The 21,033-nt window shown below is 68.8% G+C and carries 15 protein-coding genes; 4 read left to right on the forward strand and 11 right to left on the reverse strand.

The genetic code is table 11. The features are described 5' to 3' along the window. Positions 1-59: 59 nt before the first annotated feature. From AB1824_07240 to AB1824_07265, 6 genes are all read right to left on the reverse strand, one after another. Positions 60-533 carry a hypothetical protein gene (locus AB1824_07240; protein MEW5764757.1) on the reverse strand — a complete coding sequence of 158 codons (474 nt, stop codon included), beginning with the start codon at positions 531-533 and terminating at the stop codon, positions 60-62. A gap of 769 nt (positions 534-1,302) precedes the next feature. Next, the gene (locus AB1824_07245; GenBank protein ID MEW5764758.1) at positions 1,303-2,079 is read right to left on the reverse strand and encodes an inositol monophosphatase family protein; all 777 of its coding nucleotides are present in this window, start codon (positions 2,077-2,079) and stop codon (positions 1,303-1,305) included. After that, on the reverse strand, positions 2,079-3,026 hold the full coding sequence (gene xerC / locus AB1824_07250) for a tyrosine recombinase XerC (protein MEW5764759.1): 948 nt from the start codon (positions 3,024-3,026) through the stop codon (positions 2,079-2,081). Before xerC ends, AB1824_07245 begins: the two co-directional genes overlap by 1 nt. A gap of 38 nt (positions 3,027-3,064) precedes the next feature. After that, a complete protein-coding gene (gene rdgB, locus AB1824_07255) occupies positions 3,065-3,670 on the reverse strand; it encodes an RdgB/HAM1 family non-canonical purine NTP pyrophosphatase (GenBank protein MEW5764760.1) in 606 nt (201 codons plus the stop codon). Positions 3,671-3,680: 10 nt separating this feature from the next. Beyond that, positions 3,681-4,940: a UDP-N-acetylglucosamine 1-carboxyvinyltransferase gene (gene murA / locus AB1824_07260; GenBank protein ID MEW5764761.1), complete on the reverse strand. Its 1,260-nt coding sequence runs from the start codon at positions 4,938-4,940 to the stop codon at positions 3,681-3,683. A 30-nt stretch (positions 4,941-4,970) separates the two neighbouring features. Further along, positions 4,971-6,095, reverse strand: coding sequence for an AI-2E family transporter (locus AB1824_07265; protein MEW5764762.1), 1,125 nt, complete (start codon positions 6,093-6,095; stop codon positions 4,971-4,973). Positions 6,096-6,309: 214 nt separating this feature from the next. On the opposite strand from AB1824_07265, the gene galU reads away from it, so the two are divergent. Genes galU through AB1824_07280 form a run of 3 tightly spaced genes read left to right on the forward strand, consistent with a single transcriptional unit; the run spans position 6,310 to position 12,137 of the window. Then, the gene (galU, locus tag AB1824_07270; protein MEW5764763.1) at positions 6,310-7,194 is read left to right on the forward strand and encodes a UTP--glucose-1-phosphate uridylyltransferase GalU; all 885 of its coding nucleotides are present in this window, start codon (positions 6,310-6,312) and stop codon (positions 7,192-7,194) included. After that, complete coding sequence (locus tag AB1824_07275) at positions 7,191-9,065, forward strand: M23 family metallopeptidase (protein ID MEW5764764.1); 1,875 nt, start codon at positions 7,191-7,193, stop codon at positions 9,063-9,065. The genes galU and AB1824_07275 overlap by 4 nt, the downstream gene beginning before the upstream one ends. A gap of 27 nt (positions 9,066-9,092) precedes the next feature. After that, entirely contained in the window at positions 9,093-12,137 is a 3,045-nt protein-coding gene (locus AB1824_07280) for an ankyrin repeat domain-containing protein (GenBank protein MEW5764765.1), read from the forward strand. Positions 12,138-12,173: 36 nt separating this feature from the next. Here AB1824_07280 and AB1824_07285 read toward each other — a convergent pair whose 3' ends face one another. From AB1824_07285 to AB1824_07300, 4 genes are all read right to left on the reverse strand, one after another. Then, positions 12,174-13,103, reverse strand: a complete 930-nt coding sequence (locus AB1824_07285; GenBank protein ID MEW5764766.1) for a sensor domain-containing diguanylate cyclase — start codon at positions 13,101-13,103, stop codon at positions 12,174-12,176. A 73-nt stretch (positions 13,104-13,176) separates the two neighbouring features. Then, positions 13,177-14,364, reverse strand: a complete 1,188-nt coding sequence (locus tag AB1824_07290) for a sodium:calcium antiporter (GenBank protein ID MEW5764767.1) — start codon at positions 14,362-14,364, stop codon at positions 13,177-13,179. 24 nt (positions 14,365-14,388) lie between these two features. Further along, positions 14,389-15,768, reverse strand: a complete 1,380-nt coding sequence (locus AB1824_07295) for a serine protease (protein MEW5764768.1) — start codon at positions 15,766-15,768, stop codon at positions 14,389-14,391. Between the two features lie 87 nt (positions 15,769-15,855). Next, entirely contained in the window at positions 15,856-18,159 is a 2,304-nt protein-coding gene (locus AB1824_07300; protein MEW5764769.1) for an LptF/LptG family permease, read from the reverse strand. Positions 18,160-18,302: 143 nt separating this feature from the next. On the opposite strand from AB1824_07300, the gene AB1824_07305 reads away from it, so the two are divergent. Further along, complete coding sequence (locus AB1824_07305) at positions 18,303-19,658, forward strand: DUF418 domain-containing protein (GenBank protein ID MEW5764770.1); 1,356 nt, start codon at positions 18,303-18,305, stop codon at positions 19,656-19,658. 33 nt (positions 19,659-19,691) lie between these two features. Here AB1824_07305 and AB1824_07310 read toward each other — a convergent pair whose 3' ends face one another. After that, a complete protein-coding gene (locus AB1824_07310) occupies positions 19,692-20,312 on the reverse strand; it encodes a hypothetical protein (protein MEW5764771.1) in 621 nt (206 codons plus the stop codon). Positions 20,313-21,033: the final 721 nt, after the last annotated feature.

Genomic DNA, 21,033 nt, shown 5'->3' on the forward strand with positions numbered 1-21,033 from the left:
GCTCGGAAGCGGTCAGGCCTTGCTTCCGCGTCTTTCGCCTTTCCTCTCACTTTCTTTTCTCAGTAGAAAAAGACGCTCTTGTACCGGACGGTGAGGATGGCCTCGGCGGCGAGAGGGCCCCTGCCGGGAAGGTCCAGCGTCACCCGGAGGGGATAGTCACCCGGGAGGAAGAGGGTCCGGTCGAGCCGGATGACCACGGGACGGATGACGTGCCCCCCGGGCGGGATGACCATTTCCGATCTGGCGGATTCCTCAGGTTCCCCGTCCGCCGCCGTGACCCCTTCGAGAGAAACGGCCCGCCCGGCCACCTCCACATCCACGCTCGGGGGAGGCAGGGATGACACCGCGACGGGCGCGTCGCTCCGGTTGCGCAGGATGAGGTAAAGGGTCACATCCTGCCCCGGCGCGTACGCCGAGTAGGGAAGCGACACGTGCAGGCCGAGAGTCGGCAATGGCCCCTTCGCGGACACCGCCAGGCAGGCCCATGCCATCGCCGCCGCGACCCTCCAGACCCGTCCGCCCATCTTCTCCACATCTCCTCCCGCTAACCCGGTCCGTTCCTTCGCTCTCCGCCTCGCCCCCCACGTCTCACGTTTCGCGTCTCACGTTTTGCGTCCCACGTCTTACGTTTCATCATGCGTGTCCAAAATAAAGCAGCGTGTCTCCTTCGAACGTCGGCCGGGCCCTGGCCGCGCCCTTGGCGCGGCACGGAGGGCCTGGTCCGGGCGCGTCCATGCCCGCCTCCCCGCGCCCCGTTCCCAGCCCCTCCGCCGCCCATCGGGCTCCAGGCCCGGCCTCGTGCTGGAATGCGCCTCCCCCCTCCTCTGGCGTTGCGCCGGCGGCGCCGGACCGATTGCGGCGTCAGCCTTCGGCGGCCAGCTCCTCGACGTACATCCCAGTACGCCTGCGTAGCAGCCGCCTCGGCTTCCTTGCCGGGGGTCCGGCCCTCCGGGGGCTCTCGGCGCGTTGCCCGCCGGGCCAGAGCAGGTTCGCGAAGGCGCGACGAGCGCGTGCCGGAAGCACGCCAAGGAGCGCCGACAAAGAAGATGCCTGGCCCGGCGTCAACCCGGAGGGACGGGGCGGCCTGGGCGCCCGGCTGTGTCACGGCTCGTCGAGGATGCCCCCCGCATGTTCCTCCTCGCCGCTCCTTGCCGTGCATCCCAGGGCGCTCCCGTCGCGCCAGAGATCCCCGGGGGGCCGGACCCCTTCAGCCCACCGGCGCCGGGACGCGCCTTCCTCCGCTTCGCTCCGGAAGGCAGGCAGCATGAGACGCGCAAAAAGATCTTGGACAGGCATGACGTTTCACGTAATGCACTCCCTCAAGGCCGAGGCGAGGTCCCGCGTGGCGCCCGCCACCACGTTCCGGCCGAAGAGGAAGTCTTCCCCCCCGGAGAAGTCCGTCAGATGGCCCCCCGCGGCCCGAAGGATGGCGGCGCCGGCGGCCACGTCCCAGGGCCAGAGGCCGCGCTCCCAGAAGCCGTCGAAGCGCCCCGCCGCCGTCCAGCAAAGATCCAGGGCCGCGGCCCCGCACCGGCGGATCCCCCCCGTCGCGCACGCCGCCTGCCGGAATCCCTTCACGTAGTGGTCCAGGTGGTCCAGCTCCTTGAAGGGGAAGCCGGTGGCCACGAAGGCCCCCTCCAGGCGGCGCCGGCCCGAGGTCCGGATGGGATTCCCGTTGAGCGTCGCGGGGAGCCCCTTCCCCCCCTGAAAGAGCTCGTCGTGCACCGGGTCGTAGACCACGCCCAGGGCCGGAGCGCCGTCCTCGATGAGGCCCACGGAGACGCAGTAGACGGGCAGGCCCCGAACGAAGTTGTTGGTGCCGTCCAGGGGATCCACACAGAAGAACCGCCCTTCCTGGCCCGTGGCGGTGCCCGAGCCTTCCTCCGCCAAGAGGGGCATATCCGGACAGCGCAGGGCGAGGATCGCTTTCACGGCGGCCTCGCAGGCCTTGTCGGTGGCGGTGACGAAGTCGTTGGCGCCCTTCGCCTCCACCCAGGCGGTCCCCTCCACCCGGGCTTTCTTCAGGATCCGTCCGGCCTCCAGGGCCGCCTCGGTCATGGCGTCCAGGTACGCTTGCATCAATCCTCCTCGGGGTCCGGCGTCCGATTCCTGCGGGCCCGGGGGTGGGCCGAGTCGTACACGGCCTTGAGCTGGGCCGTGGCCACGTGGGTGTATTTCTGAGTCGTGGAGAGGCTGGCGTGCCCCAGGAGTTCCTGGATCGTCCTCAGGTCCGCCCCGCGCGAGAGAAGGTGGGTGGCGAAAGAGTGGCGGAGCGTGTGGGGCGAGGCGTCGGCGTCCGTGGGAATCTGAGGCAGATAACGCTCCACCGTGCGCTGGAGTGAGCGGGCGGTGAGACGCCTTCCTTTCAGGTTGACGAAGACGGCGGGCGTCAAGGGGACGGGGAAGGCCTCCTTCCGCGCCGCGAGATAGGCCTTTAGGGCCTGGGCCGCGGGTTCCCCGAAGGGCACGATGCGCTCCTTCCTCCCCTTTCCGAGGACCCTCACGATGCGCCCATCCAGGTCCAGCCCATCGAAGTCGAGCCCCACGGCCTCGGAGGCCCTCAACCCCGTGGCATACAGGAGTTCGAGGAGGGCCCGGTCTCTCAGGCCCGCCAGAGTGCCCGTGTCGGGCCGGGGCGGCGCCTCCACCAGCGCCGCCGCCTCCTCCTCCGTGAGGACGCGCGGCACCTTTCTCAGCTGGCGAGGCGTTCCCAGGGCCCGGGCCGGGTTCAGCCCGATGCGACCCTCCCGGTGGAGGAAGCGGAAGAAACTGCGCACCGCGGCGAGCTTCCGCATGATGGTGACCCTGGCCAGCCCCCTCTGATGGAGGTGTCCCAGGTAGGCCCTCAGGGTCAGCGTGTCGACGGATGCGATCTCCACGCCCCCCGGGAACAGGCGCCGCAAGAAGACCTCCATCTGCCGGAGGTCCGACTTGTAGTTCCGAAGAGTGTGGCCGGAGACGCGCTGCTCGTCCCGCAGGTGGCGCTCGAATTCGGCGAGGGCGGACCGAAGCGCGTCTTTCTCCATGGCGCCATTCTATATGCCGGCGGCCGCCCGCGCGAGACTCAGAGTCGGAGAGCCTTTTCCAGAAAGGCCCTCAGGGCCCTGACGGCTTCCCCTCGGTGGCTGTACCGGTCCTTCTGCGCCTGATCGGTCACGCCGAAGGTCGTTCCCGAGGGAGGGTGGAAGAAAATCGGGTCGTAGCCGAAACCGTTGGTCCCCAGCGGCTTTTCCGCGATGAAGCCGTGGACTCGCCCGCGGAAGACTCGCTCCCCGCCTCCGGGCAGGAGAAGCACGACGATGGCCTCGTAGTAGGCCGACCGGTCGGGGCCGGTCAATCCCCGCATCCGCTCGAGAAGGAGATCGTTGCGCTCCCGGTCGGTCCCGAGCCCTCCGTAGCGGGCCGAATAGACGCCCGGCTCGCCGCCGAGGGCGGGCACGACGATTCCCGAGTCCTCCGCCGCCACCATCCCGCCCGGAAGGCGAGGGGCGTAGCCTTCGGCCTTCAGGCGCGCGTTCTCCTCGAAGGTGGTCCCCGTCTCCGGGACCTCGGGCGGGCTCCCCACGTCGTCCAGGAAGAGGAGGGTCAGGGGCAGGCCTTTCAACAGGCCGCGGATCTCCCGCTGCTTGCCGGGGTTCGAGGTGGCGAAGAGGAGTTCCGGGAGGGCCATGGAGTCCTTTCTAGGCGTCCACCCGCGCGACGCGCCCACCGAGGGAGGAAAGGCGCTCCTCGAGGCGTTCGTATCCGCGGTCCAGGTGGTAGATCCGCCGTACGGTGGTGGTGCCCTCGGCGCAGAGGCCGGCGAGGACGAGGCACGCGGAGGCGCGGAGGTCGCTGGCCATGACGGGGGCCCCGGTGAGCGGCCGAGGACCCTGGACCACCGCCAGCCTCCCCTCGATGCGGATGTCGGCACCCATCCTCAGAAGTTCGGGGACGTGCATGAACCGGTTCTCGAAAATGGTTTCCTGCACGGTCCCCGTGCCCTCGGTTTGGGTCAGGAGGGCCATGAACTGGGCCTGCAGATCGGTGGGGAAGCCCGGATAGGGAAGAGTCAGCGCATCCATGGCCCGGAGGCGGCCCGCCGCCGCCACGCGGATCCAGTCCGGACCCGCCTCCACGACCGCGCCCATCTGCCGGAGCTTGACCAGGAGGGCGTCGAGGTGTTCCGGAACCGCCGGGCGGCAGGTCACGTCCCCTCCGGTGATGGCCCCCGCGAGGAGGAGGGTGCCCGCCACGATGCGGTCGGGAATGCAACGGAACCTGGCTCCTCCAAGTTCGCGGACTCCCTCCACCTTCAGGGTGTCCGTGCCGATGCCCTCGATCCTCGCCCCCATCGCCGTAAGGAGACGGGCCAGGTCGGCCACCTCGGGCTCCCGCGCGGCGTTTCGCAGCATCGTCTGGCCTTCGGCGAGGGCCGCCGCCATGAGGAGGTTTTCCGTCCCTCCCACCGTGACCCGGTCGAAGACCACCTCGCCGCCCCTCAGACGAGGAGCCGTCGCTTCGACGTAGCCGTGCTCCACGCGGATGTCGGCCCCCAGCGCCGCGAGGGCCCGGAGATGGAGGTCCACGGGGCGGGCGCCGATGGCGCACCCCCCGGGCAGAGACACCCGGCCCCGGCCGAAGCGGGCCAGCAGGGGCCCGAGGACCAGGATGCTCGCGCGCATTTTCCGCACGAGGTCGTAGGGGGCTTCCAGGTGGCCCCCCGTCCGCGTCGCCTGGAGCGAGAGAGTCCCATCCGCTCCGTCCACCGCCGCCACGCCCAGGCCTCCCAGGAGCTTGCGCATGGTGGCGATGTCGGCGTGGCCCGAAGGGGCCTCGAAGACCACGGGCTCCCCCGTCAGGAGGGCCGCCGCCATGCATGGGAGCTGGGCGTTCTTCGAGGTTTCAACCGCCGCGCCGCCGCGCAGGGGAACGCCACCTTCGATCCGGAACGCGTCCATGCCGCCTCGCGGAAGGGCACCGCCCTCCCCTCAAGCCTCCGAGTTTGGGCCGGTTCCGCCGTCCTCGGGGCAGGGTTCGTCGGTTTCGAGCTGGCCCTCCCTGAGCCTCGGAAAGATGTCCGTGCGGTACACGCGAAAGATTTCCAGAGCCACCGTGAAGAAGAGGGGTCCCACGATGATGCCCAGAAAGCCCAGGCTCGCCAGGCCCCCGAGCACACCGAGGAGGATCACAAGAAGCGGCATTCGGGCCCGGGTGCTGATGAAGTAAGGGCGGATGAGGTTGTCGATGCTCGAGACCACAGCCATGCCCCAGATGGTGAGGAAGAGGGCCTTCCCGTACTGGCCGGCGGCAAAAAGGTACAGCACGCCGGGCACCCAGATCAGCGCCGTCCCCACCAGCGGTATGAAGGCGAAGACCACCATGACGGCGCCGAAGAACACCGGTGAAGGCAGACCCGCGATGGCGAAGCCCACGCCGCCGAGGGCCCCCTGGATCACGCACGTCAGGATGATCCCGTAGAGAACCGCGTAGACCACGCGGCGAACCGCCGAAGCGATGATGTCCTTGTCGCAGCGCTTGAGGGGTATGGCCTCCCAGAAGGCCTGGGTGATGGCCTCGCCATCCCGAAAAGCGAAGAAGAGGACCGCCACCATGACAAAGAACTTGAGGATGGCCAGGAAGATGTTCTTGAAGAGGGCCTTCGAGAGCCCCACGGCCACCGTGCTCGCCGTCTTCATGGCCGCGAGGAGGATGGGCTTGATGTCCAGGTCCCGAATGTAGGGCTGTGCCCACTCCAGGAAACTCTGGACCTTCGGGTTTCCTAGGGCGGCGTCCATGCCGGGGACCTGGCCCGTCGAGGCGTATTCCTCCAAGGCGATGATGACCTGCGCCGCCTCCCCCGCGAAGAGAACCGCGAGGAGGACGAAGGGGAGGACGATGATCAGGACCACCGTGGCCGTGGCCAGGAAGGAGGCCACGTTCTCCCGCCCCCGGCACCATCTCAGGTACCGGCGGTAGAGGGGACGGGCCGCCAGGGCGAGGACCCCCGCCCACGCCAGGGCCGAGAGGAAGGGCCACAGCAGGAGGATCGTGAGGCCAACCACCGCCACCAGTCCGAGCAGGTAGAGGAGGGTCAGGAACAGCTCCTTGTTCATCTCGCTCTCCCGATGGGAGAGTACACCACCCCCGCCGGGCCGAAAAGGGGAAGGGGCGGGGGGTGGGACCGATGGGGTTGGACAGGGAGAGTTTGAGGGACGATTTGCCTCCGCTTCCCATCCTGCAGTGACTCAACGCGCCCTCACCCCGAACCGACCCCTCACGGAAAGGCCGGGCTCTGCTAGAATGGCGCCTGCGTGAGGAGGAGAATCCATGCGCGTTCGAAAGGCCGTGATTCCCGCGGCGGGGTTGGGCACACGGTTCCTGCCGGCCACGAAAGCGTCCCCCAAGGAGATGCTCCCCATCGTGGACAAGCCGGTCATCCAGTACGTGGTGGAGGAGGCGGCGGCGGCGGGCATCGAGTCCATTCTCATCGTGACGGGCCGCGGCAAGGGGGCTCTGGAGGACCACTTCGACGTCTCCTTCGAACTCGAGCGCGTGCTCGAAGCCCGCGGAAAGACCGAGGACCTGCGCGCCATCCGGGCCATCTCGGACCTCGCGGAGATTTCCTTCGTCCGACAGCGGGAGGCCCTGGGGCTCGGCCATGCCGTTCTCTGCGCGCGGACCTGGGCAGGGAACGAGCCCTTCGCCGTGTTCCTCGGGGACGACATTGTCGTATCGGACACGCCCTGCATGCGCCAGATGCTGGACGTCTTCGAGAGCACTCGGGCCAGCGTCCTGGGAGTCATCGAGGTGGACCGGAGTCAGACCGACAAGTACGGCATCGTGGCGGGCCAGACGGTGGGGGACAGGCTGCTCGCCGTCACGGACGTCGTGGAAAAGCCCGCTCCGGACGTGGCGCCTTCCCTGACGGCGGTGGTGGGCCGGTACGTCTTCACGCCCTCCATCTTCGAGGAACTGGCCGTCACGGGCCCGGGCGCCGGCGGTGAGATCCAGCTCACGGACGCGGTTCGGGCCCTCCTGAAGCGGGAGAAGGTCTATGCGTACCGGTTCGAGGGGCGGCGGTACGACACGGGCGACCGCCTCGGTTTCCTGCAGGCCACGGTGGAGATGGCCCTGGCGCGGCCCGACCTCAGGGCGCCCTTCGCCCGGTTCGTCCGAGAAGTGGCTGCCTCTCTGGAGAAGAAACCGTCGTGAAGACGACCCCGCGCGTGCTTCTCCTGCTGATCCTGGCGGGGGCCGCGGCGGGCCTTACCCTCCAGGCCACGGCCCCTCCGGCCTTGAGGACGCCCCTCCCCTTCTTCGACGGGTGCACATCCTCCTTCGGCGAATACCGCCGAACGCACTTCCACGGGGGGATCGACTTTCCGACGCGACGCACCGTGGGCTGGCCCTGCGTGGCCGTGGCCGACGGCAAGGTGGTCCGCATCCGGCGCGAGGCGGGGGGATACGGCCGCGTCCTCTACCTCCAGCTCGACGACGGGCGGATGGCGGTATACGGCCACGTGTGCCGCTTCGAAAACGCCCGCCTTGGCCTGGAGGACCGCCTGCTGGAGGCCTGTCGCAAGAAGGAGACATCCTTCCCCGGCGACGTGTGGCTGGACCCCCCGCCGCGGGTGAAGGCCGGCCAGACGGTGGCGTATTCGGGGGACCTCGGCGTGGGCTCCGCCCACCTCCATCTGGAAATCCGGCGGGGGGACGACCTCCTGGACCCCTTCCTTGAAGGGATGCCCCTTCCTTCCGGGCTGACGCCTCCGCAGATCGTCGGGATCGTGGTCGAGCCGCTCGGTCCCGAGAGCTTCGTGGAGGGCTCCTTCTCGCCTCGCTTCTACGCGGCGCGGCCTGGAAAGGGCGGGGCGGCAACCTTCGGACCCGCCGAGGTGACGGGGCCCGTGGAGGCCTATGCGGTGGTGAAGGACCATCTCGGCGTGGCGCAGAACGCCGTCGGAGTACCCCTCCTTTCGGCCTCCCTCGACGGTCAACCCATCTTCACCATGGACCTGGCTTCCATCAGCCTCGCCCACTACAAGGACTCGCCGCTCCTCTTTTCGCCGGACCAGGAGAGGGGAGGCGCCGCGGCCTACCGCCTTCGGAGACTGCCCGCCTTCCGCGTGGCGGGGGTGAGCGGGGAGGGCATCCCATCCGGCCTGCCGCCGGGGGACCACGCCCTTTCGATCCATGCCGGAGGGCGTCCGGGGCGATCGGCCTCGGCCTCCGGCACCCTCCGCGTGCGGGCCGGTCCCGGCGCGGAAACGCGGCTTTCCCTTCCGGGCTCGGGGTACGTCCTGAGGGAAGTGGAGGTGGTTTCCGCCGGAATCCGCCTCCGCCTGGAACGCGGCTCCTCCCAGGGAACCACGCCCCTTCTTCTGGGGGCTTCTCCGGTGCGGGGCCTCCGGGTCCTCTCCGGCCGGTCGGCCTCGGTGGAAGCCCTCATCCCGCGCGAATCGCTGCCCGCTCAGGGCGCGCCTCTGGTCCTGGGGGAGGCGCCCACGGGATGGATCGCCGCCGCCGGACCCGGAAAAGCCACGTCGGGACCGGTCGGGCTGGAGATCCCCGAGGGGGCCGTGGGCATATTGAGGCCGCGCCGCGACGGCTTCCGGCCGGGCACCGCCTTCGAGTTGAGAGTCGGCCCGCACGCCCCGGCGCTTCGCGCCTTGGTGACCTATCCCGGAGTGGAGCCCGGAGGCGGGCTGGGTGTCTGGAGGGACCGGCTTTTCCTGGACAACTGGACGGGCAAGGCCGTGCCCTTCCGCGGCAACGGGGTATACGGCCTGAGGGAGGACCGGCGGCCTCCCGTGTGGGGAAAGCCCAGAGTGGGACGGATCCCGAACCAGGGCGACCCACAGCTCGTGCTTCCCCTCTCCGACGCGGAAACGGGACCGGACGCGAGGAGCCTCGCCCTCCTTCTCGACGGCCAGACCGCCTTCGCCGATTGGGATCCGGATTCGGGGGAGGCGCGCGTGGACCTTTCCCGGGTGCCGCCCGGAACCCACACCGTGTCGGGGCGGGTGCGCGACTACGCGGGAAATGGGGCCGAACTTCCCCCCTCCCGCTTCCTCATCAAGTAGGCCCCGCGGCGTGCTAGACTGACGGTCATGATGCGCACGCGGGGGGGGCTCCGGGTTCTGGTTCCCGTCCTGTTGGCCGCCGCGCTGGGGGCGGCGCCGGCGGCCCAGGAGTGGGAGGATCCGGCCCACCCGACTCTCCTTCAGGCCGTCCATCAGGGAAACGCGGCCACCGTCAAGAACCTCCTCGAATCCGGCGCCGACCCCGAGGGACCGGGCTTTCCGTTCGCACCCCCCGCCTTGTGGGCCGCGCGAAACGGCCGCGAGGACATCCTGCGCCTTCTGGTGGCAAAGGGCGCGGATCCAAGAGGAAAGGGGATCCTGCGCCTTGACCCTCCGGACCAGGGTTTTTACGGGAACACCCTGGGCGCCGCCGCCGGTGAGGGCCACCTGGGGGTCGTCCGGTACCTGATCGAAACCTGCCGGGTCCCCGTCGACGACCGGGAAATCGTGGAGGACGGGACGGAGACGGGTTGGACGGCGCTCATGTGGGCCGCCTCCGCGGGGCGCGCCGACGTCTGCGCCTACCTTCTGACCCAGGGCGCCTCCCCCGCCGCCACCGACGGGCAAGGCCTCACGGCTCTCCACCAGGCGGCCCACCGCGGCCGCGCCGAGGTGTGCCGACTTCTCCTCCAGGCGGGCGCCGACCCGAAATCGAGGAACCGCGAGGGGTTCCTTCCCCTTCACCTGGCGGCGGCCTCCTCCGACCTGGACACCCTGCGGCTCCTTCTGGAGCGCTCCCCCGACGTCAATGCCACCTCCGCGGAAGGGGTCCGCCCGCTCCACACGGCCGCCGCGGACGGGTCGCCCGAAGCCGTCGCGGCCCTCCTGGCGGCCAAGGCCGACGTCCGGGCGAAGAACGACAACGGCTGGACGGCCCTCCACTTCGCCGCCCGGAGGGGACACGCGGCCCTCTGCTCGATCTTGCTGCAGGCGGGAGCGGATCCCGACGCCCGGACACGCACGGGGGAGACGGCCCTCCACTGGGCGGTTCACGCCGGGAGCAAGGAGGCCGTGGCGGTCCTCCTCCTCGGCGGAGCCTCCCTCCACGCCGAGAGCGGAGACGGATACACCCCCCTGCACGTGGCGGCCCTGGTGGGCCAGCGGGAGATCGCCGACCTGCTCCTGTCCCGGGGAGCCCGGCTCAAGGCGCGCACCGCCGAGGGGTTCACCCCCCTCCACCTGGCGGCCATGGCCGGGCACAAGGAAGCCTGCGAGCATCTCCTCGTCCAGGGTGCCGGCGTGGGTGACCGGGACCTGGACGACTGGACGCCTCTCCACTGGGCCTGCTTCCACGCCAAGGACGAGGTGGTTTCTCTGATGCTCGCATGGGGTTCGGACCCGGACGCCCCCAACGTCTCGGGCGATACGCCCCTGCACCTGGCGGCATCGGCCAACGACGCCGAAATCTGTTCGGCGCTGCTGGCCCGGGGCGCCTCCACCGCCGCGCGCAACATCCGCCAGGAGACTCCCCTGGGGAGGGCCCTCCGGCTGGGCCGATTCGCCGCCGTGGAGGCCCTGAGAAAGGGAGGCGCCCGGCTGGGCTCCGGGGACGTGGACGGCGCCGCGGGGCCCTTCGGACTGCCCCTTCTGATCTGGGCGGCGGCCACTCGAAACACCGAAAGTCTGGCGGATATCCTGGCCCTCGGGGCCAACCCCGACGTCCGGGACGAACAGGGCCGGACGGCCCTGCACTTCGCGGTGGAGGCGGACGCCCCGGAGATTCGGGATCTCCTTCTCGATGCGGGGGCCGACCCCAACGTGCGGGACCGAGAGGGGCGCACGCCCCTCCACGAAGCGGCATCCACGGGAAGAGCGGAGTCGGTGCGGAGGCTCCTGGACGCCGGGGCCTCCCACTCCCCGGCCACGGAGGGGGCCGGCGAGACCCCCCTGCATCTCGCTCTCTCCGTGGGATCCCCCGAGACGGTTCGAGTCCTTCTGGAGGCGGGGGCGGACCCGAGCGAGGCCGATTCGCAGGGACGCACCGCCCTCCATTACGCCGCCGCCTCGGGAGAGACCGAAACCCTTGGGCTACTCCTGGCGCGGGGCGCCGACGTATCGGCCCGGGACAAGGACGGGCGGACGGCTCTGCACGCCGCCGCGGGCTCCGGGGCCACGGAAGCGGCCCTGCGCCTGTTGGCGGCGGGAGCGGACGTGTCCGCCGAAACGGCAGACGGGGCCACTCCCCTCACGGCGGCCGTGGAACGGGGCCATTCCGAAACGGCCGAGGTCTTGAGAGGCCGGGGCGCTGTTCTGGGAAGACCCATCGAGGCGGAGCTGTTGAAGGCCGTGCGCAGCGGGGAGCGGGAGGAGGTCCGGCGGCTCCTGAAGGCCGGCGCGAATCCGGACGCGGCCGATTTCGACGGAAACACCGCATTGGCCCTTTCGGTGGATCTGGGGGACGGTGAGATGGCGGCCTCCCTCCTGGCCGCCGGGGCCTCCCCGGACGGGACAGGCGGCGGCGTGACCCCGCCCCTGGTCCTGGCCGCCGATTCGGGTGACCGGAGATTGCTGGCCCTTCTGTTGGACGCCGGAGCCGACCCCTCGCGCTCCGCTCCGCCCGAGCGTCGCACCGCCCTCCACGCCGCCGTGGCCCTGGGCCGGAAGGACCTGGTTCTGAGGCTTCTGGAGTCGGCCGCCGATCCCAACGTTTCGGACGGGGAGGGGCGAACCCCCCTCTTCGAGGCCTCCGAGGGATTTCGAGGCGGACTGGCCGGACTCCTCCTCGAGCGGGGCGCCGACCCGGCCGCACGGGATCGGGAAGGGCGGACTCCCCTCCACGCGGCCATTCTGAGGAGGGACGCGCGCCTCGCCCAGCTCCTGATCGACGGGGGGGCGGACCCGAACGCACGGGATGAAAAGGGCGACACGCCACTTCACGCGGCCGTCCGCCGCCAGCTCGCCCCGGCGGTGGCCTCCCTTCTGGAAAAGGGGGCGGACACGCATTTGAGAAACGCGGACGGGTTCACGCCCCTGGGGCTCGCCTTCGACCTGGGCGACCGCCATATGGCGGACCTGCTGAGAAAAAGGGACGGGACTTTGGGACGATGGGTTCTTCCCGGCGAGGTGCGCTGAGACCGGTGGGCGCCAGCGAAGGGCCGATCCTTGTCCCTAGGCCCCCCCCGCCTCCACCCTCGAATTCCTCCGGGCCAGGGTCACCCGGTTCCGGCCGGCGTTCTTGCTGGCGTAGAGCGCCTCATCGGCGCGCTTCAGGAGTTCGCCGGCTTCCTCCCCCGGGGAAGCGGAGGCGGCCCCCACGGAGAGGGTCACCGAGACCCGGCGCCCGGCTATTTCCAGATTCGAGCTCTCCACGAGAAACCGGAATTTCTCCCCCGCGGCCCGAAGCCCCGCCGGTGAAACGTTTTTTACGACGGCGAGAAACTCCTCGCCTCCCCACCGACCCACGAGGTCGAAGGAGCGGGAGGCCGACGCCAAGGTGCGGGCCGTCATGCGGAGAACCCGGTCGCCCGCCTCGTGGCCGAACCCGTCGTTGATCTCCTTGAACCGGTCCAGGTCCATCATGAGGACGCCGAAGGGCCAGCCGAAGCGGTTGAGCTCATTGAGGGCCGCGTCGAGACCCATCTCGGCGAAGCGGCGGTTGGGAAGCTCCGTAAGGGGGTCCAGGTAGGCCAGCCTCTCCAGGACCTTCACCTGTTCGAGGGCGGCGACGCGGGAGGTGTGCTCCGTGAAGACCTCCACGGCGCCCGTCACGGCGCCGTCGGACCCGAAGATGGGCGCCGTTCTCACGAGGACGGGCACGCGGTGGCCGTCCCGGTGGTGGAGGTAGACTTCGGTCTCCCTGGAGGCACGATCGGCCATGGTCCGCGCCAGGGGGCAAGCCCCCGTGCAGAGCGCGCACCCCTCCAGATCCACGTGGGCCAGGAGGTTGTCCATGCACCGATGGCCCAGGACCTCCGCCGCGGAGTACCCGGTGATGCGCTCCGCGCCGCGGTTCCAATAGGTGATGCGCCTTTCCCGGTCCACGAAGTAGACGCCGTCATACAGGTTGTCGAGAAGAGTCTTGTAAAAGCTCGGATCCACTCGAGACTCCCCCGCCCCAGCGGAGCGGCCCACTGGCAAAACGCCGCGGAGGGCGCCCCTTCTTCCCGCGGACTCAGCCCCGCTTCAGCACCCTCTCCCGAAAGAGCCTTCCGAACTCGATGAAGGCCGCCGGGCGCTCGTAGCGCATGAGCCACCTCAGCACCTCATAGCAGACCCAGGCCAAATAGAGGATCGTGACCTCCTCCCTCAGCGAGGGGATGAAGAACTGGGCCGCGAAGAGGGCGAAGAGGACCAGGGCCTCGTGCCAGGCCAAGGCCATGTTGACGAGGAGGCAGGCGGCGAAGGCCGACTGGGCCAGAGTCAGAAAGATCTCCAACCGCTGGGCGTGGTCGAAGGGGATGGGCTCCACGTGTCCCGCGGAGAGCGCGTACACGAAGGGGATCATGGCCGCGAGCATGGTCCACTGGTTGATGTTCGAGGAGACCATGTTCATGAGCGCCATGGGCGCGCCGGTGATCCGCCGGGCCCAGTAGAAGGCCGACAGCTTCTCCGGAAACTCGCTCAGGAAGGGAGCCACCCACTGGACGAACACGTACTGGGAGACCCCCAGGGAAAGGGCCATGGCCAGCAGGGAGTGGAGGAAGGGCTCGGCCGTGAAGTAGATGAGGACAGCCCCGCCGATGAACAGGAACCCGATGGTCAGGTTCCGCCTCCAGGGGGCCATGACCACGATCTTCCGTATGGGCCACTCCTCGCCCTCGGGATCCTCGAGCTCCTTGGGCGGGATGCGGTTCAGGACGAACATGTACACCGCGTAGATGCCCGTCAGGATGATCCCGTCCCAGATGGAGAGACGGCTCTTGAGCCCGACGACCGTGAAATACAGGACACCGGCCAGGAGGCCCATGACCTCCACGCTGTGCTCCGGCTCCAGGCGGATGACGTTGAGGGGCCTTCCGTACTTTCGGCGGTGGAAGACGGCCGCCGTAGCGTAAATCATGGGCCACCCGAGACCCACGAGGAGCCGGACGGCCCCGGTGAAGTTGGCCGACACCAGGTGGATGCCGTCGGGAGTGCGGGGGGCCTGCCACGCGATGACGGCCTCCACCGCGAATTCGGGAAGGGTCTGGACCCAGGCCAGGATGGCCAGGGAAAGGCCTTGCGACATGAAAAACTGGGCCGACTCGGCGGCCCAGGCGATCATGAAGGCGCTTCCGACAATGGAGGGGAAGGTCCACAACGCCTGCAGGGCGCTCCCCTTGGCGGCGGCGGCCGCCGCCGCTCCCGACAGGATCTTCATGGAAGCCTCATCCGAAAGCGCCGCCTAGGGCCACTGCCACACGAAGGTGGTGGCAGGAATGCCCGGGTTGGCGAAGGTGAAGGTGGCGGGGGTGTTCTTGGGGACCTGGGACTTCAAGTCCGCTCCGCCCTGGATCACGAGTTTCGTGCTCGACTTGTACGCAACACTGGACCAAGCCGCCCCGTTGATCGTGACCGTGGTGTGGGGCGTGAAGTGGGTCCCGGTGACGACGAACCGGAAGGAGGGGGTGGACACCTTCTTCATGGTGGCCGCCTGGGGGGCCTCCAGATACGGGGCCACCTCCGGAGCGATCTTACCGATGTCCACGCCCTGATTCATGGCCGAGGAGTCGCAGGCGGCGCCGCCCGTTCCGAAGTGGTGGAGGGCCACCACCCGGTAGGGCTCGCTGTAGGTCAGGACGGGGGAGCCCGAGGAGCCGCCCTCGGTATCCGCGAAGTACCCCACGTCGGAGTTCTTGGCGTTCCCCTTGAGGCCCACCGCCTGGATCGTGGCGTTTCCGCCCGCGTCCAAATCGGAAGCGACGCCGAACCGCTTCGGGCTCCCCCCGGGGTGCTGAGGGATCCAGATCCGCGTTCCCGTGGCGGGCGTGGAGTCCCCGAGGGTGAGGTGGCCGTACCGGGCGGCCGGATCGTCCGATTCGAAGTACAGGAGGCTGTAGTCGAGCTTCTGGTTCGTCGAGAGGAAATGGGCTCCGGTGGTGGTGGTTTCCGTGGAGGGAACCCCGGTGCCGCACCCCGAGTACTGGTAGCGCCACCGCACTTCCAGGGAGTTGGCCTCGCTCTCCGAATCCACGCAGTGGTTGTTCGTCAGGAAGTGCTCGTAAGGCGAAACGAGGGACCCGGTGCAAAGGTACCAGCCCCCGCCATCGTCCTCGAAGAGCATCCGCCCCACCGCGTCCCCGGCCGAGCGGAGGGAAGGACCGTAACAGGCCGGATCGCGGGAGTCGTTGGAGCCGCAGATGGACTCGGGATCGAGGTCCGCCGATTCGGCGAGGATTCGCTCCGACCCGCGGGCCAGGCCGTCCACTACGAGCCCCCAGGGCATGGAGCCCTCTGCGGGCCAGACCTCGAGCACCGCCCGATCGCCGTCCACGGAGGGCAGCCACCGGCCATCGAGGGGCCCCACGTGGGAGAAAACCAGCGCGCCCGCCCCGTCGTGGAGGAGGAAGAGATCCTCGGGACCGAGGTCCAGCGTGTCCAGGTGGAACCTGAGGAAGGTGGCCCCCGGAAGGACGACCTCCTGGCTCCACATCCCTCCCCGCACGGGATGGGGGCTCTCGATCCGGGCGTCGAGGGAATCGCCGACCCGGAGGCGGGCCTCGGGAGTCAGGATGAACGCGGCGGACGCGACGGCGGCGACCCACAACGCGGTTTTCCGGCGCATGGCAAGAACCTCCGCTCCCCCCAGCCGGGGGTGGAACCGCCTTTCAACTTATCCCCTTTGGCCGGCTGCCGTCAACGCGAGGGAGCGTCAGGTTCGAAGGTTGAGGAGCAGGAAGCCCCCCGCGCAGGCGAAGAGGAAGGCGGGCGCCCACGCGGCCAGGGCAGGGTCGAGCCAGGCCATGACCCCTACGGAGTTGAACACCGCCGAGAGCGTGTAGAACCCCACCACGAGGAGGAGCGCGATGGCGATGCCGTACAGGGAGCCCCTGCGGCCCGCCAGGAATGCGAAGGGGAGCCCGGCGAGGAGGAGCACGAGGGGCGCGCTTCCTTCGGAGAACTTCTTGTAGTAGTCCATTCGCTGCTGATCGGCGGGGAACCCCCGCTCCTCCAGCCGCCGGATCAGACGCCTCAGCTCCGAAGAGGAGAAGTACCGGCCCTCCCGCTGGGGCGGCAGGACGAAGTAATCCAGTGGGAGCTTCACGTCGAGCCGCCCCGGCGCCAGTTCCTCGAAAGCGGGCCTCGCCCCGCGGTCCCACCTCCATCCCTTGGCGTATTCGAGGCTCGTCTTCTCCGAAAAGGAGCTGCGCTTGAGGAAGGTGCGGCTGCGGATCCGGAACCGGTCCGGGTCCAGGCCGTAGACCGAGAACCCCTGAAAGGACTTGGAGCGGGCGTCGTAGTGGTTGTAATGGAAGAGGGCCCCTCGGTCCGGCGCGAAGAGCCACACGTCCATGGTGCTGGCCACGTTCCGGGCCGTGTAGTTTTTGAGCTTGTCGCGCAGGTTCAGGGCCTTCCGGCTGGCGGCGGGCACCACGGCCTCCTGGAACCCCCACGTGAGGAACCCCGCCGCGGCGCCCAGGGCCAGGGCGGGGAGGCAGAGCCGGAAGAGGGAGATGCCCGAGGCCTTCAGCGCCGTCAGTTCGTTCGTCCGCTCCAGGATTCCGAAGGTCACCAGCACCGTCATGAGCACGGCGAGGGGGGCCAGGAGCGTGAGCACCTCGGGCGAACGGGCGAGGAGGTACTTGAAGAGGACCTTCCCCTTGTCGGCCCCCGAGAGAAACTCGGAGAGCCCCCGGATCTCGATGATCCAGTCCAGAAGGAGCACGGAGAGCCCGATGAGCAAGGCGTAGCGGAGCATCTGCCCCAGGAGGTACCGGTCCAGGATCTTGAGCCAGGACCCGAGCCGGAACCTCCCCCGGGGGGACGTGCCTGCAGACGAGGGCTCCCGGGAAGGAAAGAGGAGCAGGAAGGGGCGCATCCAAAGCGGCTCGGCCATCCGGTCCTTCCGGGCCAGGAAGAGTAGCCCGGCGAAGAGGAGGAGGGCATCGGGGAACCAGGCGGCCACGTCGGGCCGGACCTTCCCCGCCACCGCCAGGTCCGCCAGGGCCGACAGAAGGATCCAGTAGACCAGGAGGACGATGAGGGAGAGGCTGAAGCCGGCGCCCTTGCCGCCCCGCAGGTTCACCATGCCCAGGGGCACGCCCACCAGGACGAAGATGAGGGCGGCGAAGGCGGTGGCCAGGCGCCGGTGGAGTTCGTAGGAGAGGCCGTTGCGGATCCGCTCCGCCTCCTGGGCTCCCGCGTTCCCCTGGGGGAGTCGGAGGCGCCCCAGGAGTTCGCGCGTGGACAACTCCGTCAGGCTCTTGCGCTGGCTCTTCGCCGTGTCGGGGGCGGTCTCGACCGTGAGGGCCTGCTCCTCGAAGGTCGCCACCTGGACCTTGCCCGGCGTCTTCCGGTTGAACTGGATCGTCTCGCCCTTCTCCAAAAGGAACGTGAGGGTGCCCGACTCGGGGGAGCGCACCACCCTTCCGTAGTCCGCGAGGGTGAGGATGTCCACCGAGGGGCCTGTCCGGTTGAAGACGAAGACCCCTTCGTACCGGCCTGCGGCCACGTCCGCCGACCTCGCGTAGAGGAGCACGCCCGGCACCCGGTCGAAGAAGGCCCCGGGCTTGAGGAGCCGGACCAGGTTCAGGGCCTGGGCCGATTCGGTCTGGATCCGGTCCGACTGGGCCCGGCAGGCGGGGATGAGCCACAGGTTGAAGGCCAGGAGGAGCGCGAAGAGGGCCGTTCCGAACAGGAGGGGGGCCCGAAGAAAGGCGGCCCCCCGAAGGCCGCCCGCGCGCATGGCCACGATCTCGCTGTCCGCCGACAGTCGGCCGTAGGCGATGATGGTGCCCACCAGGAGCGCCACGGGGATCGTGTAGGCAAGGAGGTTGGGCAGGCTCAGCAGGAAGAGGACCCCGCTCGCCGAGGCCGAGAGGCCCTGCTGGATGACCAGGCCCGCCAGCTGGAAAAGGAGATTGATGAGGAAGAAGAAGGAGTACACCACGAGCCCGATGGCGAAGGGCCCCGCCATCTCCCGAAGGATGTACCGGTCGAGGATCCTCAGGCCCACGGCGCCTCCCCATTCAGGATAGCGCGGGAGGGGGGGAACGGGAAGCCGCGCCGGCCGGCCCGCCTCGCTGGAACCAAAGACCCTCGCCCGACGTAGACTCAAGCGATTGGCCGGCACGGAGCACCATGGGAGGAGGGGAATCCATGAACCATCCTGAGATCACGCCGAAGCCGGCGCCCATCCAAGGCGAGCCCATTCCGGGTGACGAGACGGGAGAGTTCGCTCCGGCCCTGCCGGAGGAGCGCCTGGCCCACATCGACTTCATCCGGGGCGCGGCCCTCTTCGGCGTCCTGGCCATGAACCTCCAATACTTCTTCCGAGGCCCTTACGAACTCTTCGTATGGAGCGGCCACACCCACCCCGGCTTTCTCAACGACTGCGTGGACGACCTCCTGTCCCTCCTGGTCGAGGGCAAGGCCATGACGCTCTTCTCCATGCTCTTCGCCGTGGGCCTGTCCATCCAGATGGAACGAAAGCTCGCGCGCGGGGGCTCCTTCTGGGGTTTCGCGCTCAGGAGGATCGGAGCCCTCTTCGCCATCGGGGCGGCCCACATCGTGCTGATCTGGAACGGAGACATCCTCACGATGTACGCCCTCATGGCCCTCCCGCTCTTCGCCTTCCTGAAGCGAAGGACACGAACTCTTCACATCTGGCTGGGGACCCTCCTCGGGCTCGCCGGGGTGGCCGGCGCCATCTTCGGCTTCGTCCGCCTCTCTTCCCCGCAGAACGGCGAGAGGCGCGCCCAGGCCCTCGCCGATGCGTCGGCCATGGCGCAAAAGCTCCTGGAGGGATACGGCCAGACGGGATGGTGGGACATCCTGGTGTTCCGCCTGCAGGATTACCTCGAACACCTGGGCATGATGGCCGGGGGGCTGGTTCTCGTCCTCCTGAACTTCCTGGTGGGCCTCGCCGTCTGGCGGTCCGGCATCTTGCAGAACCCCGCGACGAACCTGCCCAGGATCCGGCGCGCGGCCCTCTGGCTCAGCGGTCTGGGGCTGGCCACGGGGGGCGTCAACCTCTTCATCCGTCCCCTCGCGGAATACGCCCGGAGCCACGGCCCCTGGGCCAAACTCCTGGCCCTGCCCCTGAGCCTCTCGCAGATCTACCACATGCCCCTTCTCGGGCTGGGATTCGGCGCCTTGCTCCTCCTGCTCTGGCAGAGCGGCCGGGCGCGGAGTCTCCTGGACGCCGTCGCCGCGGCGGGCCGCATGGCGCTCACCCAGTACCTTCTCCAGAGCCTGGTCATGACGGCGGTGTTTTACGGCTGGGGCCTCGGCCTGTACGGCAAGATCGGCTCCGCGGCGGGCCTGGGAATCGCCGCCTCCTTCTACGCGATCCAGGTGGCGGCAAGCGCCTGGTGGCTGAGGCGGTACCGTTTCGGACCCGCGGAGTGGCTCTGGCGGTCCGCCGGGTACGCCCGCCTCCAGCCCTTCCGTCTGGCGATCCCTTCCGCCGCGCCATCGGCGCCCCTCGCCCCGGAACCCGCCCGGAAGGGGTAGCGGGAATCCACCGAAGGTCTCGCTGTCGCCCGCCTACGGCGCGGCGAGGATGGCCTTCACGGCGGCGATTTCCTTCTCCAGCCCGTAGCGGCACTTGGCCTGGAGGGCTGCGTCCTCGCCCGGGCAGGGTCCTTGGGCCAGCTTCGCCTCCAGGGGCGGCAAGACCACCTTGGCGTAGTAGTCCTTGTGCTTCGTGTCCGCCAGGACCCAGTCCTGCCCGTTCCATTCGTACACGTGCGGGATCCCGGGCAATCCGTCCGCAAAAGCCCATCCCTCAGGCCACTCCAGGATTTCGTCGGCCAGGATGCGGTTACCCCCGGATCCCTCTGGACGATAAAGACGACTGGCGAGGGTCGGGTATTCTCCTTGATTGCCGATTCTGCGCTGGTGAAACAGACCGCCAACTTGTTCGACCAGGACCAGATAATCGGCTTTCCCGTTTTCTGCAACGCACAGCAGAGCGACCCTGCCGTCACCATGGAGGTCTACGAACCCGTACTCCTGGTACACGTGGACGTCGAACTCCGGATAGGTTGCGCCCTCCTCGTCTTGAAACGTCAGACCCGTGTAGGCCCGGGACACAACGCTGTAAGACGGGGAATCTTCATCGTAGGGGTATACGAAGGTGCAGAGGAATTGCTGAACCGTATCCACCGAAGAGAAGATCTCCTGCAATTTCGCAGTGTGTTCTACGGTCCACGGTACGCCTGCCGCCGCATCCCGGACGGAAGCGCATTGGACGGGGATGTACTCCGAACAGGTCGCCGCGTGTATCCTGACCGCCAGTCCCAATGCGGCCAGAAGCAACGGACTCGCCAGGCCTATGCGGCATCCTTTCTCCATGGCTTGCCTAGTTTCTGCAGAAAAAGACCGTGTCAGCATGGGTGGTTCTCAAAGGGTTGTTTTCGATGTTGCGAACCCAGGAAGGAGGGAAAACGGGCGGGTTCGCGGGAATGTGCGGACATTGTAGAGACAGGCCTTCTGCCTCTTCTGCCTTTCTTGGCCATCCTCAAGCCCTGCCGCCAGAAGAGTACCCCCCAGGACTCTTCGGAGCAAGGACTTGCTGTGCCATCTCCCTTCGGCGTCTTTCTCCTTCATTCTTCTCCCCCTCTTGAGACGGCCGCCTCCAAACCCCTCTCCGTCCTCCGGGCGGCGGAATCGGTCCAACGGGTTCCATGGGTTCGAATCTACCCCCCCCCCGCGTTGTCAAGGGGGGTGCGCCGCGGGCCATCTTTCGCCGGCTGAAAGGGGAAAGGCGGGAAGCCTGTCCAAGATCTTTTTGGGCCCGTTTTGTGCGGCCTGCCTTCCGGAGCGAAGCGGAGGAAGGCGCGTCCCGGCGCCGGTGGGCCGAGTGCAAGGAAGCCGAGGCGGCCGC

The sequence above is a fragment of the Acidobacteriota bacterium genome, from assembly GCA_040752915.1.
Classification (GTDB): Bacteria; Acidobacteriota; UBA4820; order UBA4820; family DSQY01; genus JBFLVU01.